The sequence below is a fragment of the Peribacillus sp. Hz7 genome (assembly GCF_042136355.1).
Classification (GTDB): domain Bacteria; phylum Bacillota; class Bacilli; order Bacillales; family DSM-1321; genus Peribacillus; species Peribacillus asahii_A.
Map to the genome: position 1 here is coordinate 182,440 of NZ_JBHHJV010000002.1, position 13,056 is coordinate 195,495.

The 13,056-nt window shown below is 36.5% G+C and carries 17 protein-coding genes, 1 riboswitch and 1 other annotated feature; of the genes, 7 read left to right on the forward strand and 10 right to left on the reverse strand.

All coding sequences use genetic code 11. The features are described from left to right. Positions 1-58: 58 nt before the first annotated feature. The 4 genes from ACE199_RS04425 to ACE199_RS04440 all read right to left on the reverse strand — a co-directional run bounded on the left by ACE199_RS04425 (position 59) and on the right by ACE199_RS04440 (position 4,289). Complete coding sequence (locus ACE199_RS04425) at positions 59-1,306, reverse strand: glutamate-5-semialdehyde dehydrogenase (protein ID WP_375348755.1); 1,248 nt, start codon at positions 1,304-1,306, stop codon at positions 59-61. Between the two features lie 21 nt (positions 1,307-1,327). Continuing rightward, positions 1,328-2,416 (reverse strand): glutamate 5-kinase, encoded by a 1,089-nt coding sequence (gene proB / locus ACE199_RS04430; protein WP_375348756.1) that lies wholly within the window; start codon positions 2,414-2,416, stop codon positions 1,328-1,330. 168 nt (positions 2,417-2,584) lie between these two features. Then, positions 2,585-2,801: a binding site (T-box leader), on the reverse strand. Between the two features lie 70 nt (positions 2,802-2,871). Further along, positions 2,872-4,071 carry an NO-inducible flavohemoprotein gene (gene hmpA / locus ACE199_RS04435; RefSeq protein WP_375348757.1) on the reverse strand — a complete coding sequence of 400 codons (1,200 nt, stop codon included), beginning with the start codon at positions 4,069-4,071 and terminating at the stop codon, positions 2,872-2,874. Between the two features lie 56 nt (positions 4,072-4,127). Beyond that, on the reverse strand, positions 4,128-4,289 hold the full coding sequence (locus tag ACE199_RS04440; protein WP_375348758.1) for a hypothetical protein: 162 nt from the start codon (positions 4,287-4,289) through the stop codon (positions 4,128-4,130). A gap of 132 nt (positions 4,290-4,421) precedes the next feature. On the opposite strand from ACE199_RS04440, the gene ACE199_RS04445 reads away from it, so the two are divergent. From ACE199_RS04445 to ACE199_RS04465, 5 genes are all read left to right on the forward strand, one after another. Further along, positions 4,422-4,934 (forward strand): DUF3231 family protein, encoded by a 513-nt coding sequence (locus ACE199_RS04445; RefSeq protein WP_375348968.1) that lies wholly within the window; start codon positions 4,422-4,424, stop codon positions 4,932-4,934. A 189-nt stretch (positions 4,935-5,123) separates the two neighbouring features. Beyond that, complete coding sequence (locus tag ACE199_RS04450; RefSeq protein WP_375348759.1) at positions 5,124-5,285, forward strand: DUF4021 domain-containing protein; 162 nt, start codon at positions 5,124-5,126, stop codon at positions 5,283-5,285. A gap of 40 nt (positions 5,286-5,325) precedes the next feature. Then, entirely contained in the window at positions 5,326-5,487 is a 162-nt protein-coding gene (locus ACE199_RS04455) for a hypothetical protein (protein ID WP_375348760.1), read from the forward strand. A gap of 149 nt (positions 5,488-5,636) precedes the next feature. Then, positions 5,637-5,786, forward strand: a complete 150-nt coding sequence (locus ACE199_RS04460) for a hypothetical protein (protein ID WP_164853261.1) — start codon at positions 5,637-5,639, stop codon at positions 5,784-5,786. Between the two features lie 234 nt (positions 5,787-6,020). After that, complete coding sequence (locus ACE199_RS04465; RefSeq protein WP_375348969.1) at positions 6,021-6,467, forward strand: RrF2 family transcriptional regulator; 447 nt, start codon at positions 6,021-6,023, stop codon at positions 6,465-6,467. Here ACE199_RS04465 and ACE199_RS04470 read toward each other — a convergent pair. The 3 genes from ACE199_RS04470 to ACE199_RS04480 form a co-directional block, all read right to left on the reverse strand. Then, the gene (locus tag ACE199_RS04470) at positions 6,452-6,700 is read right to left on the reverse strand and encodes a hypothetical protein (RefSeq protein ID WP_375348761.1); all 249 of its coding nucleotides are present in this window, start codon (positions 6,698-6,700) and stop codon (positions 6,452-6,454) included. The genes ACE199_RS04465 and ACE199_RS04470 overlap by 16 nt on opposite strands. Before the next feature lie 96 nt (positions 6,701-6,796). Next, positions 6,797-6,985 carry a zinc-finger domain-containing protein gene (locus ACE199_RS04475; protein WP_119115284.1) on the reverse strand — a complete coding sequence of 63 codons (189 nt, stop codon included), beginning with the start codon at positions 6,983-6,985 and terminating at the stop codon, positions 6,797-6,799. Positions 6,986-6,991: 6 nt separating this feature from the next. Next, complete coding sequence (locus ACE199_RS04480; protein WP_375348762.1) at positions 6,992-7,660, reverse strand: ribonuclease H family protein; 669 nt, start codon at positions 7,658-7,660, stop codon at positions 6,992-6,994. Between the two features lie 225 nt (positions 7,661-7,885). Here ACE199_RS04480 and ACE199_RS04485 point away from each other — a divergent pair, with 225 nt between their 5' ends. Together ACE199_RS04485 and ACE199_RS04490 are read left to right on the forward strand one after the other, a co-directional pair. After that, positions 7,886-8,299, forward strand: a complete 414-nt coding sequence (locus ACE199_RS04485) for a reverse transcriptase-like protein (protein WP_127761108.1) — start codon at positions 7,886-7,888, stop codon at positions 8,297-8,299. Next, entirely contained in the window at positions 8,283-9,188 is a 906-nt protein-coding gene (locus ACE199_RS04490) for a DMT family transporter (protein ID WP_375348763.1), read from the forward strand. The genes ACE199_RS04485 and ACE199_RS04490 overlap by 17 nt, the downstream gene beginning before the upstream one ends. Positions 9,189-9,200: 12 nt before the next feature. Here ACE199_RS04490 and ACE199_RS04495 read toward each other — a convergent pair whose 3' ends face one another. The 3 genes from ACE199_RS04495 to ACE199_RS04505 form a co-directional block, all read right to left on the reverse strand. Next, positions 9,201-9,470 (reverse strand): DUF6123 family protein, encoded by a 270-nt coding sequence (locus ACE199_RS04495; protein ID WP_252282548.1) that lies wholly within the window; start codon positions 9,468-9,470, stop codon positions 9,201-9,203. A gap of 250 nt (positions 9,471-9,720) precedes the next feature. Then, positions 9,721-11,547 carry an APC family permease gene (locus ACE199_RS04500; RefSeq protein ID WP_375348764.1) on the reverse strand — a complete coding sequence of 609 codons (1,827 nt, stop codon included), beginning with the start codon at positions 11,545-11,547 and terminating at the stop codon, positions 9,721-9,723. Positions 11,548-11,685: 138 nt separating this feature from the next. Further along, positions 11,686-11,829, reverse strand: a riboswitch (cyclic di-AMP (ydaO/yuaA leader). 212 nt (positions 11,830-12,041) lie between these two features. After that, complete coding sequence (locus ACE199_RS04505; protein WP_375348765.1) at positions 12,042-12,923, reverse strand: 5'-3' exonuclease; 882 nt, start codon at positions 12,921-12,923, stop codon at positions 12,042-12,044. Positions 12,924-13,056 lie beyond the last annotated feature (133 nt).

Consider the following 13,056-nt stretch of genomic DNA (forward strand, 5'->3'; position numbering starts at 1 on the left):
AACCTGTACCAGAAGTAGCGTACAGGTTTTCACTCAATCTCGTTCATCAACTATCTACTTATCCACGAATTTGTCCTTGTCCATAAATAAAATATTTAGTAGATGTTAAAGCAGGTAATCCCATTGGTCCACGCGCATGAAGCTTTTGCGTACTAATCCCAATTTCAGCACCGTAACCGAATTCAAAACCATCAGTAAAACGGGTAGAAGCATTATGATAAACAGCGGCTGCATCGACTCCATTTAAGAAAATGGCTGCATTTTCCTCATTTGTTGTGATAATGGCTTCAGAATGATTCGTACCATATTGATTAATATGCTCAACAGCTTCTATAACATCCTTCACAATTTTCACACTCAATTTTAGCGCTAAATATTCCGTTGCCCAATCTTCTTCTGTTGCTTGCTTCGCCTCTGGAAAAGCAGTACAGACCGTTTGATCTCCGTATAGTTCAATTCCTTTACCGTGAAGAACTGCTAATAAGTCCGTCCCATTTTTAGTAAACCAGCTTTCATGAATGAGCAAACTTTCAATGGCATTACATACAGATGGACGCTGTGTCTTTCCATTGATTACAATATTTTCTGTCATCTCATAATCAGCTGATTCATCAATAAAAATATGACAGTTACCAGCGCCCGTTTCAAGAACAGGTACAGTCGATTCACGAACAACGGTATCAATTAAATTTTTGCCTCCACGTGGAATCAACACATCTAAATATTCATTCAAATGAAATAATTCTTTCGCTGTTTCACGGCTTGTATCTTCCATTAATTGAACCGCATCAACTGGTAAAGATGTTTGCGCCAATGCCTTATGAATCGACCCAACAAGCGCTTGATTAGAGTAGCTTGCAGATGAACTTCCTCGTAAAATAACCGCATTCCCTGTTTTTAATGATAATGTAGCCGCATCAATCGTTACATTTGGTCTCGCTTCATAAATCATACCAATCACACCGATTGGAACACGATTTTTTTTAATAAGCAAGCCGTTTTCTTTCTCAATGGTCTCTAAGCTTTCACCGACTGGATCCTTTAAGTCAATCAGTAAACGAATAGCCGCTGACATATCTTCAATACGCTTTTCGTTTAACATAATGCGATCTAGCGTTGATTCAGGCAGACCATTTTTCTTTCCTTGTTCTAAATCTTTTGCATTTTCACTTATTAAATAATCTTTATCTACTAATAATTGATCCGCAATTTTTGCTAATGCTTCATTTTTTTCTTCTGTCGTCTTCCCATTCATTTTATAACTTGCCGCTTTAGCCGCTTTTCCTCTTACAATAACTTCACTCATTACTAACTCCCCCTTTTTAATTTAGGCTTTCACCCATTTATCTCGATGAATCACTTCAATTGCTGACATCACAAGCTCGTCTGTCCGTTTTCCCATCGCTAGTTTCAGCTCATCGACAGAATAGAGAACTTCTCCTCGGCCAAGCAATCCACTTGAACCAAACACTTCAACAACGTCCCCTTTTTCAAAATCTCCTTGAATGTCATAAATACCGGCAGGCAATAAACTGCTGCCATTCAACATTAAGGCTGTTTCTGCGCCATCGTCAACGAAGATTTTCCCTGACACTTCCGAATGAATTGAAATCCACTGCTTATTATTATTTACGGTTGTAAGCACGTCATTTTCAATATACGTCCCGTCACCGTCACCCGCTAAAATTCGCAGAAGCTTATCACGGCCTTCTCCTTTACCAATAAAGACTTTTACACCTAAAGATAGTGCTGTTTTCGCAGCTAATAATTTCGATTGCATCCCGCCTGTCCCAACGTTTGAGCCGGCTCCTTCCGCTACTTGCAGCCAATCATCCGTTACCTCTGTTAAATAATCGATTCTCTTAGCATCCGGATTCGTCAACGGATTACAATCATATAAGCCGTTAATGTCCGTTAAAATAATAAGCTGATCGGCATGAATAAGCCCACTTACAAGAGCAGAAAGCATATCGTTATCCCCAAATGTTAATTCTTCAACAGACACTGTATCATTTTCGTTAATGATTGGTAAAATGCCGCGTTCAATTAATTCTGATAAAGTCGCATGGGCATTTTTATAACGGTCTTTTTTTGAAAAGTCGGTTCTTGTTAATAAAATTTGGGCGGCATTAATGCCAAACTGCCCTAATTGCTGCATATACGATTGAATCAATAAACTTTGACCGACAGCTGCAGCTGCTTGTTTCCCTTTTAACGTAACCGGACGTGATGGGTAACCTAGCTTACGAAATCCGGTAGCAACGGCACCAGATGATACAAGAATCACGTCATGCCCTTCTTTTCGCAATGCCGCAACTGCTTGAATATGATCTAAAAATTTAAATTGATCAATTTCCCCCTTGGAGTTCGTTAACGAACTGCTTCCGATTTTGACAACGATGCGCTTCTTTTCCATCCATACTTCCTCCAATATAATTTTCTAATATATTAGAAAACTCGCTTCCAACTTGTCTTTTAGTTAGAGGCGCAGTTACACTTCCTAAAATCAACAGCTACTTCAAGATCGCTTATCTAATCATTTATACATTCTAATCGTACAAAAAAACCCTTCTCATCCTTATTAATTAAGGACGAAAAGGGTTACTTTCCGTGGTACCACCTTGATTGAATGTGAACATGTCACATCCCACTTTACCTCATAACGCTAGAGACTGCGCCTATGTTTTCATAGGACTCAAGAAGTAGGTTCAGTGCCTTTTCTGTTACGGGTCTTACAGCCACGGACACCGCTCTCTGTTACAGCAAGATTTCACATACTAGTCTTCTTTTAACGTTCATATTTTCTATAGTATGCAAAATTATCGAGCTGATGTCAATGATAATCCCCTATTCCAGTGTGGAATTTTATGCTTACAATGCCATTGCTGGGCCGAAAAATTCGAAATGAATTTTTTCTTCTGTTACACCTAGTTCTTTTAAAGTCGCAATAACAGATTTCATGAATGGAACAGGTCCACATACATAATAATCAGCATCCGGTTTAATTGTTTCAGCTAATACATCGCGATCTACATAGCCTTCTTTTACAAAATACGGATTATTTTTATCGATATCTGTTGGAGATGTATAAACAAAGCCAAGTTCGTAATCTGCTAGTTTAATCTCAGAAAGTTCATTTCTGAAAGCTTGAACAGATCCGTTATTCGCTGCTTGAATAAATTGAACCGAACGATTTGGTTGTTTCTCTGATACAGTTTGAACCATGCTTAATAATGGAGTAATTCCGACGCCGCCTGCAAGGAAGACAATTGGTGTATCTTTTTCTTCCAAGATGAAGTCTCCAGCAGGAGCTGTAACTTCAATTTTGTCACCAATTTGAACAGATTTGTGTAAGTAGTTGGATACTTTACCTTCATGTTCCCCGCCTTCTGCTTCTTTCTTTACTGAAATGCGGAAGTAATCGTGACCAGGTGCAACGGATAAGCTATATTGACGATTACATAAGTATTGCTCTTCTGGAATGTTTACACGAATCGTAATGTATTGTCCTGGTAAGTAAGCTGGAACCTTAGTTCCATCAGTTGGTCTTAAATAGAAAGATGTAATCAAATCGCTTTCTTGTACTTTATCTGTTACTCTAAATTCTTTATAATCTTCCCAGCCATTATTTTGCTCAGAAGCTTCTTTGTACATGTCTTTTTCAATGCCAATGAATGCATCTGCAATCACACCATATGCTTCTGCCCACGCATTAATAATTTCGTCTGTTGCCGCATCGCCTAGTACTTCTTTAATCGCTTTCAATAAATTTTCACCAACGATTGGATAGTGCTCTGGCTTAACAGCTAAGCTTCTATGTTTATGAGCAATCTGTTTCACAACTGGAACGATTACTCCTAAGTTATCAATATATTTCGCTGCAGCTAAAACTGTATTTGCTAATGCCGTTTGTTGACGGCCTCTTTTTTGATTTGTTTGGTTGAAAATATTTAATAATTCTGGATGAGCTTCAAAAAGGTTTTTATAGAAAGTTTTTGTAATTGTTTCCCCATGAATTTCTAACACAGGTACTGTTGATTTCACAATATCAATTGTTTTTTGAGATAGCATAACGTACTCCCTCTTTCTTCAAACAAGTATTTTTGATACATCTTTATAATAGACCTTCATTTTCCATAAAGCAATATTTCAAATACATCTTTTTGTGAACATTTCGTTAACGTTTGAAAAGTGTTCACAATCTTTCTTTTAACTGTATTTCGTACATGTTCGAATGTTATCGCATCTTTATTTTTACAGTCTTTCATATTCTCTCTTTTAGTCTTCATAGCGCTTCCTTAAAACGGACTGTGAAACATCATTATGAATACTTTTCACATCTCTTCACATAATAATCTTTGTGATTTATTCCTTACAGTAAGGAGAACAACATGAATTTAAATGAGATAAGGAGTGCAATTATGGGAATCTTAAGCGGCAATCCAAAAGATGAACCAATGCATTATGGTGAAGTATTTGCTACATGGACAAATCTTTTTACAAACAATGGCTTAATCACTGCATATCAAACATTTCTTCAGCATGCGGGAGATGAAGATCTAAAAAAACTTATCGAAGAAGCTATTGAGTGTATGCAAAATGAAAATCCACAGTTAGAGGAATTACTAAAAGCAAACGGCCTTGGACTTCCTCCTGCCTCACCTGATCGTCCGGTTGCCAAATTAGAAGACATACCTGTTGGAGCAAGATTTACTGATCCAGAAATTAGCACTGCTCTTTCTATGGATATTGCAGCGGGGTTAGTTGCATGCAGTCAAGCAATTGGACAATGTATTAGAGAAGATATTGCTATGATGTATGGCCAATTCCATGCGGCTAAGGCCCAATTGGGTGCAAAATTTTTGAGACTGAACAAGAATAAAGGGTGGTTGGTTCCACCTCCTCTTCATGTACACAGACCCGAACAAGAATAGCTCGTATTTAAATATCGAGGGCAATCTTACTTTAAGATTGCTCCCCTTTGTTCTACATTTTCACCTGCTTCCATTCTTCTTAGATGCCACAATATAAATGAATGCTAATCTATCTTGCTCCTCATTCAGATACTCAAATACGTATACTTGTCTCTTTTTTAGCCACCATAATAAGTGGAGGTGATGAAAATGATGAAGAAAAATGATGTAGAGATACAGGAACCAAAAGAAACAATGAAAAGTAACAGGGATAATTACCTAGGTCTTGATCCAGATGAACAAGAGATGAATGGACTATATGGAATGGCTGAAACGGAATATGAGGATCGCCTCCATGATGTAGAAAAATAAAAATTGCGTATCTTAATACGTATGTAGGAGGTAGATTCGTTTGACAAACCAACAAAATCAAAATAATGAGAAACAACAAAAGAAATCCGTTAATACGCAGTCTGTTTTTGAAGAAAACAATACAGATAATGCTCTCGGTTATGGGGATACGGATCCTAATGCTAGAGCATTAAATAATATGACAAATAAAACTAATCAATAACGATTAACTGAAACGCCTTCTTTGGCGTTTTTTCCCTTTAATTCCCCCTTTACCTTTACTTCATTAATGCCCTATGTAACCTACACTTCTTATTTCTTTCGAATATTTTTTGATGTACTACAAACCCTATAATTTAAGAGGTGATAGAAATGAAAGAACAAGAAAAATCTAAAAATATTGGTCAAAAAGCTAATTCAATGAATGCGATGGATCAAGGGCTGAACTTAGTAGCACAAACAATAAATAATGCTACAGGTATTGACAAAGGAAACGATGGGAAAGTCAGTAAAAATGACTAACTGAAACGCCTTTTTTGGCGTTTTTTTATTTTCACTTACGAGTTCTCCCCCCGTCATAGATATCATTCTATTAATTACGTTCTGAAGCATATCATTACATCATGTTTACAATTATGCTATTATAAAATTAAAAACTTTCTCAATTAAGAATATGTTTTGCCTATTCGTTACATATTTTTTGAGGAGTTTGATAACTTGTTCAACAGAACGGGTGTAGATTGTGAGGCGAAAATTATGCGGTTAACTAGCTATTCAGATTATTCCATACGAGTATTAATCTATTTAGCGACCCAAAATAACGATAAGCTAACGAACATAAAAGAAATCTCTGAAGTGTATGATATATCGAAAAATCATTTAATGAAAATTGTTCATAATCTTGGAAAAACGGGGTATATCGAGACGGTTCGAGGAAGAAACGGCGGTTTTAGACTAGCTAAGGCACCTACCGATATCAATATTGGAGAAGTCGTTCGCCGAACTGAAGAGGATTTCTATTTAGTCGAGTGCTACAAAGATCATAACAACTGTGTCATTTCTCCCGTGTGCTCTTTGAAGTTTATACTTAACACGGCCTTAGATGCCTTTCTACAAGTGCTTGATCAATATACATTAGCTGATATTGTTGAAAATAAAGCAATGCTAAAAGCATACTTCCAATCTGCTCAAAAAGAACAATAACTCAGATTTAAAAAAGAGAATGACTTATAAAAGGTTTTATACTTATCAGAAATACATGATGTAAATGGCTTAAAAAATCGATTGGGGGTCTGACACCTTTGCTTTTGAGTCATTCTCTTCTTAAAATAAAACAGAGACTCTCCATTTGCTTCTAGTTCTGTATTTAAATCTAATAATAGATCATCCATCTCTGGAATATAAAGAAGCTTTTCCTTCCCCTTGTTTCGTTTCATTTTGTCCCCTCCTGCCCCTGTGCCCTTTCAACTATTTTACTATTCTTCATAAAGGGCATGTATGACAATTTTCCAAACAAAGGCACGAGAAAAGGCTCATTTTTCATTTAAATTCGTTAATTCTTGACCAAGCTTTTTTAATTTTTCTCCTACCGTACATTGAGATAAACAAAATTGATGCGCAAACGTACGTCCCTTCTCCTTTCGAAAATGTTTTTGTACAAAACAGCCTTCGCAAAAAGATAGCATTTCTTCGACTTCTTCATAAATCTTCTTCCGATTCATTTCTGGTCATAACTCCTTCTTTTCTATTTGCATCTTGCCGAAAATTTCTTCTCCGTTTATAGCTTGTGATGCCAATTGGTCACTTTCTTGATTATCTTTTCTTGAAATTGGTGTGTATATAGGACGAATGTGAAGCTTTGCTAACTTTTCCTCGATGCGGTCGATCCATCGATTTAATTGCTCTTCATAGCACGGCCATTCTCCCGAGAGCTGATTTAGTACAACGAGTGAATCTCCTTTAAACACACAGCTTTGATGATGTACCCCTAATTCTTCAAGCTGCTTAACTGCTTCATAAAATGCTGCATACTCCGCTTCATTATTCGATTCTAATTGATGAAGCAGTGCATTTTTCCGAATTCTCCAGTTCTTCTTATTTTGCGTATAATAAAGAGCAACACCAAGCCCTGCCAGTCTTTCGTTTTTTCGGTAGCTGCCGTCAAAAAAGACTGTAATATTTTGAGGTTCATCTTCAACCTCAGTCAACAGCTTAACAAGTTCTTTTTTCGTCCATACCGTTCCTGCTTCATCTTCAAATTCTACCGCTTTTACCCGCCCTGTTTTTTCTAAATCTTCTACAATAGCTAGCGCAGACTCAGCCTCAAGCCATTCCGAAAGAAAAGAAGCTGTTCCTTTTTTATTTAAAAAATATGTCCAACGAATCAATACTTTCAATCAACTCAACTCCTTAACTTAACAATTTCTATACCTATTTCAACATTTTACAGCTATAATTTATATATTAGGATGGAGCTTGTTATCTAGTATCATTCGTTTTACATGCCTTTATCCCATCTTAAAAAATCTATTTGAATTGAGCATGTCTAGCTAAACATCTTCCTGACTTTCAACAGAGAATAATCATAGCATATTCAAGTCCAAAGTTCGAGGTGAAGTAAAATGATTGAAGTATATATTGATGGCGCTAGTGCTGGGAACCCTGGCCCAAGCGGTGCAGGCATTTTTATTAATAATAATGGTCATGTAGAACGCTATTCGATTCCACTTGGCTTACTGGAAAATCATGAAGCAGAATACTATGCATTGATTAAAGCATTAGAAATTTGTGTGAAAAATCATTATCAAATTGTCTCTTTTCGCACGGATTCACAAGCAATTAACCAAGCAATGGAAAAAGAATTCGCCAAAAATAAACGCTATGCACCATTGCTTGCTCAAGCGTTAACTTTAGCAAAACAATTAGACCTCTTTTTTATAAAATGGATTCCAAGCATTGAAAATAAGTCCGCCGATCAATTAGCTAGACGAGCTATTCACTTAAACAAGGAGCGGCCAGATGAGAAAGACAGCTGATTTTACGTTATTATTCGTCGCCTTTATTTGGGGGGCGACCTTTGTTATGGTTCAAAATGCAACTTCTTTTCTTGAACCACATAGCTTTAATGGGATTCGATTTTTGATCGCCTTTATAAGTCTACTTATTATTTATGTTCTTTTCATCCGAAAAGAACAAGGTGTTTGGTCAAGAAATTTATTAATTGCCGGATTTAAAATTGGCATTTGGCTTTTTTTAGGATATGCATTTCAAACAGTAGGTTTACTGCATACCACTCCAGCCAAAGCCGGCTTTATTACCGGCTTAAGCGTCGTGCTTGTTCCGCTTTTCTCCGTATTGCTTTTAAAAATGAAATTATCGCAAAATGCAATCATTGGAGTTATTGCAGCCACAATTGGACTTTATTTAATGACAGTGGTCGATACAGCCTCATTCAGTCTTGGTGATCTGCTCATCTTATTATGTGCGGTTAGTTTTGCCATGCAAATCATTATGACAGCTAAAGTCGCTGGCGATTATGCAGCTTTACCATTAACATTAGTGCAGCTGTTTACCGTATCGATTTTATCCTTTATATCAGCACCGATTTTTGGTGAAGATATTTCAGTCTTAGTCAATCCAACCATCATGTTGCAAACAGAAGTTTGGAGCGCCTTATTTGTAACCGCTATTTTTGCTACAGCATTGGCATTTTTGGCGCAAACGCATTTCCAAGCCTACACATCTCCAACACGAGTTGCGTTAATTTTTGCGACTGAGCCGGTATTTGCCGCTCTCACATCCTATCTATGGATTGATGAAAAATTAACAGTCGCTTCAATCGCTGGCTGTGTATGTATTTTGTTTGGGATGGTTATTGCCGAACTGCCTGCTAAAAAAAGAAAAATAAAACCGGACTTCCATTGAGGGAGTCCGATTTTATTGAAATAAGCCTTGTTCACGAGCAAACTTTTCTGCTTCTCGTTTTGTAGAAATATGATTTTTTGTTAAAGTTTCAAGCAAAGATACATAAAAGCTGCCGTCGAACTTTTTTTGCACCTTTAATGTTAGTTCAATCGCAATATTAACTAAAGAATCACTAGCTTTCGTATACTGTTTTCCAAAATAAATAAAACCAATCATATCTTCACCAAAAGAAAAACCTTTTCCTTCTAAATATGTAATATACTCTTCAGTCGACCAAGCCAATCTTCCACCTTCTCCGTACACTTTTTCCTTCATCTTACCGCAAATTTTGACTTTTTCCTATCGTTTATACAATAAAAATTAATAATAAACACGAGAAATACCACTTCGTCAGAATAAACTTTACTTCTGAATGAAGTGGTATTTAAAGCTTTAATAAACCTACTATAATGGAAAAGATTTTTTATCACTTTACTCATTCAATAAGTTCGCTCTATCCAAAGTAACAATTATTGTACCGCTCGAACATATTTTACTTTTTCAAATGATAAGGTACAGTCGTGATAATGACATTTCTTCGATAAAGCAAGGATGTACGAATCAGTAAACTTGATTGGTTATGAAGAATATTGTGCCAGCCTTTCTTTGGAATAAATTGTGGTATAACGACTGTAACCCGATAGTTTGCTTCACTCGCTTTATGTTCAATGGTATCAATAAATTTAGTTAATGGACCTATGATGCTTCTGTAATGGGAGTGTAAAGTTACAAGTCTCACATCGGGTTGCCATTTCTTCCAATTATCCTCAAACTTTTTTTCATCTTCTCGTTCAAAAGAAACGTAAACAGCTATAATCTGTTCTGCTGAAAGGGATTTTGCATAGTTCAATGAATTTTCCACCACATGAGTAATACCAGCGACAGGTACAATGATTACATTCCCTTCGATTGGTACAGCAGGTTCACAAGACGTAACCTTTAGCTGCTCACCTACTGCATCATAATGCTTTCTTATTCGATGAAAAACGAAAATGATGATAGGTAAAAAAACTAAAACCGGCCAAACCTGAGTAAATTTAGTTAAAAAGAATATGATGGTAACAATCAAACTAATAACAGCACCAATGGAGTTAATGATTAACTTAAAAACCCATCCTTTTGGCTTTTCACGAATCCATTTAACCATCATTCCAGTCTGAGACAACGTAAATGGAATAAATACTCCTACTGCATAAAGTGGGATAAGGTTTTCTGTATGTCCTTCAAAAGCGATTATTAAGACGATGGAAGCAAGTCCTAATATGATAATTCCATTCGAATATCCTAATCGATCGCCTCTAATTGTAAACATCCTTGGTATAAACTTATCCTTTGCGAGATTGACAGCCAGCAAAGGAAAAGCAGAATAGCCTGTATTGGCAGCAAGGATTAATATTAAGGCTGTTGTTCCTTGAATAAAGAAATACATGAAATTTCGTCCAAATATCTCTTCAGCAATTTGCGAGACAACTGTTACCTCTACACTCGGAACAATGCTTAAATAATAGGCTAAAAATACAATGCCTGTAAATAACACAGCAAGTAAGGAGCCCATTAAAATTAACGTTTTGGCAGCGTTATTAGGAGCTGGATCTTTAAAGTTTGGAATCGCATTAGAAATTGCTTCAACTCCTGTCAACGCAGAACTACCTGATGCAAATGCTCTTAGAAGGATAAATAAACTGATTCCTGCTACCGGTGTGCCAATTGAAGTACGTAAGTCAGAAGAAACTTCTCCCATCAAGATTTTGTATATGCCTACACCAATCAGAATGAATAACGCTAAAACGAATAAATACACCGGATAGGCTAATATGGAAGCCGACTCTGTTACTCCTCTTAAGTTCAGGATAGTAAGAAATATTACAAAAAGGATGGCTATCATTACATTATGTGTATGCAAACTAGGAAAAGCAGATGTAATAGCATCCGTCCCCGCAGACACACTTACAGCCACAGTTAAAATATAATCAACTAATAAGGAACCTCCAGCTATCAATCCTGCATTCACACCTAAATTATTCTTTGAAACAACATACGCTCCCCCTCCATGAGGATACGCAAAGATAATTTGTCGATAAGACAAAATTAAAGCCGTTAACAGAAGCAATACTCCTACAGCGATAGGAATTGAATACCAAAATGCAGTGACACCCACTGTAATTAGCACAAGCAATATTTGTTCGGGACCATATGCAACAGAAGACAAAGCATCAGAAGATAATATAGCCAAAGCTTTTGTTTTGTTAAGCTTTTGTTCCCCGGCTGCCGTTGATTTTAAAGGCCGACCAATTAAAAATCTTTTTATAGAAGCCATCACTAAGAATCACCACCAAACATAAATAGTAATTGTATATTACCCCGTTAAATAAAAAATCTTGAAAAAAACGCAAAAATGCCTACAAGTCAAAGTTAAATAGACCTGTAGACATCAATTTTTTTGTCTCACAAGCTCCACCTTCCTTCTCATATAACGCTTACGAGGTTAGCTGTCGGATTCGGACCTTTGAGTAGCCCTACCTTGAAAGGATTCACCCCTTGAATTGTTAAACAATTCTAATAATGGTTCCCCCGCACCAAACGGTTTCAGCGATTTAGAAATATGAAACTGTGATTAGCATACTGCTGTGAATTCGAAAAGTAAATAAAAATTTTATTATGACCTATACTTCCTATATTTCTATAATACTATTGTCTTCCCTCCTAAATGTTTAATGATAAACAATATATAATATTCTTCTCTTACTACATCATTTTACATATATGATCAATAATACAAAAAATAGGAGCTTCTGTTCCGAAGCTCCTGCCCTCTTATAACATACGTAAAACCGATCGAAATTCATGCGTCTCTAGCATATACCGTACCTTTTCGTCATCATATTGAAAATACGCCTCATCAAGCGAGCAAGAAATTGGTACATCACATTTAATTTCAGCAAGCTTTCGGGATAAATGAAGCATCTCAAGCTCTGCTTCAATTTTCGTCCGCTGCCCCTTCGTTAATGAAGATAAATTTTCTAAAATGCCTTCGATACTTTCATACTCCGTTAATAATTTTAACGCTGTTTTTTCCCCAATTCCTTTTACACCTGGATAGTTATCTGCTGTATCGCCCATTAACGCTTTTAAATCAATCATTTGCCTCGGCTTAATCCCTTTCCATTCATAAAAACTATGAGGATTATGCACATCATAATTACCAAAGCCTTTTTTCAATAACACAACAGAAATATGCTCATCTAACAATTGCAACATATCTTGATCTCCCGTTAAAATACCTACACGACTATCCTTCGCTGACGCTTTCGCAATCGTTCCAATACAATCATCCGCTTCAAAACCAGCTAGTCCAATATTCGGAATATCAAAAGCTTGAACTGCTTCCTTCGCTAAATCAAACTGTGGAATCATCTCCACTGGTGCATCCGAACGATTTGCCTTATACCCATCAAACAGTTCATTTCGAAACGTATGACTGCCCATATCCCAACAAACCGCCACATGGCTTGGCTTAAAATGATTAGTTGCCGTTAGCATATGCTTTAAAAATCCTTGCACTGCATTCGTCGGTACACCTTTTGAATTAATCATAAACTGTCCCGTAACTGCCGTTCCATAAAAAGCTCTAAATAAAAGCGCCATCCCGTCTACAAGTAGAAAAGTTGGACGCTGTTCGTTTTCATTTCCTAACATACTACCACCTCAACTATGATGTGTACTTATTTTATCATGATTTTTATTAGTATAGTTACTTTTTAAAAAGAGTTTGTTATAGGATACTGTTCATTTTTGGCTCCTACTCGTTTGATCAACAATATTATTTAAC

Coding starts and splice junctions, on each gene's coding strand:
- ACE199_RS04425 (WP_375348755.1), bottom strand. CDS start 1,306: ATGAGTGAAGTTATTGTAAGAGGAAAAGCGGCTAAAGCGGCAAGTTAT.
- proB (WP_375348756.1), bottom strand. CDS start 2,416: ATGGAAAAGAAGCGCATCGTTGTCAAAATCGGAAGCAGTTCGTTAACG.
- hmpA (WP_375348757.1), bottom strand. CDS start 4,071: ATGCTATCTCAAAAAACAATTGATATTGTGAAATCAACAGTACCTGTG.
- ACE199_RS04440 (WP_375348758.1), bottom strand. CDS start 4,289: ATGAAGACTAAAAGAGAGAATATGAAAGACTGTAAAAATAAAGATGCG.
- ACE199_RS04445 (WP_375348968.1), top strand. CDS start 4,422: ATGGGAATCTTAAGCGGCAATCCAAAAGATGAACCAATGCATTATGGT.
- ACE199_RS04450 (WP_375348759.1), top strand. CDS start 5,124: ATGATGAAGAAAAATGATGTAGAGATACAGGAACCAAAAGAAACAATG.
- ACE199_RS04460 (WP_164853261.1), top strand. CDS start 5,637: ATGAAAGAACAAGAAAAATCTAAAAATATTGGTCAAAAAGCTAATTCA.
- ACE199_RS04465 (WP_375348969.1), top strand. CDS start 6,021: ATGCGGTTAACTAGCTATTCAGATTATTCCATACGAGTATTAATCTAT.
- ACE199_RS04470 (WP_375348761.1), bottom strand. CDS start 6,700: ATGAAACGAAACAAGGGGAAGGAAAAGCTTCTTTATATTCCAGAGATG.
- ACE199_RS04475 (WP_119115284.1), bottom strand. CDS start 6,985: ATGAATCGGAAGAAGATTTATGAAGAAGTCGAAGAAATGCTATCTTTT.
- ACE199_RS04485 (WP_127761108.1), top strand. CDS start 7,886: ATGATTGAAGTATATATTGATGGCGCTAGTGCTGGGAACCCTGGCCCA.
- ACE199_RS04490 (WP_375348763.1), top strand. CDS start 8,283: ATGAGAAAGACAGCTGATTTTACGTTATTATTCGTCGCCTTTATTTGG.
- ACE199_RS04505 (WP_375348765.1), bottom strand. CDS start 12,923: ATGTTAGGAAATGAAAACGAACAGCGTCCAACTTTTCTACTTGTAGAC.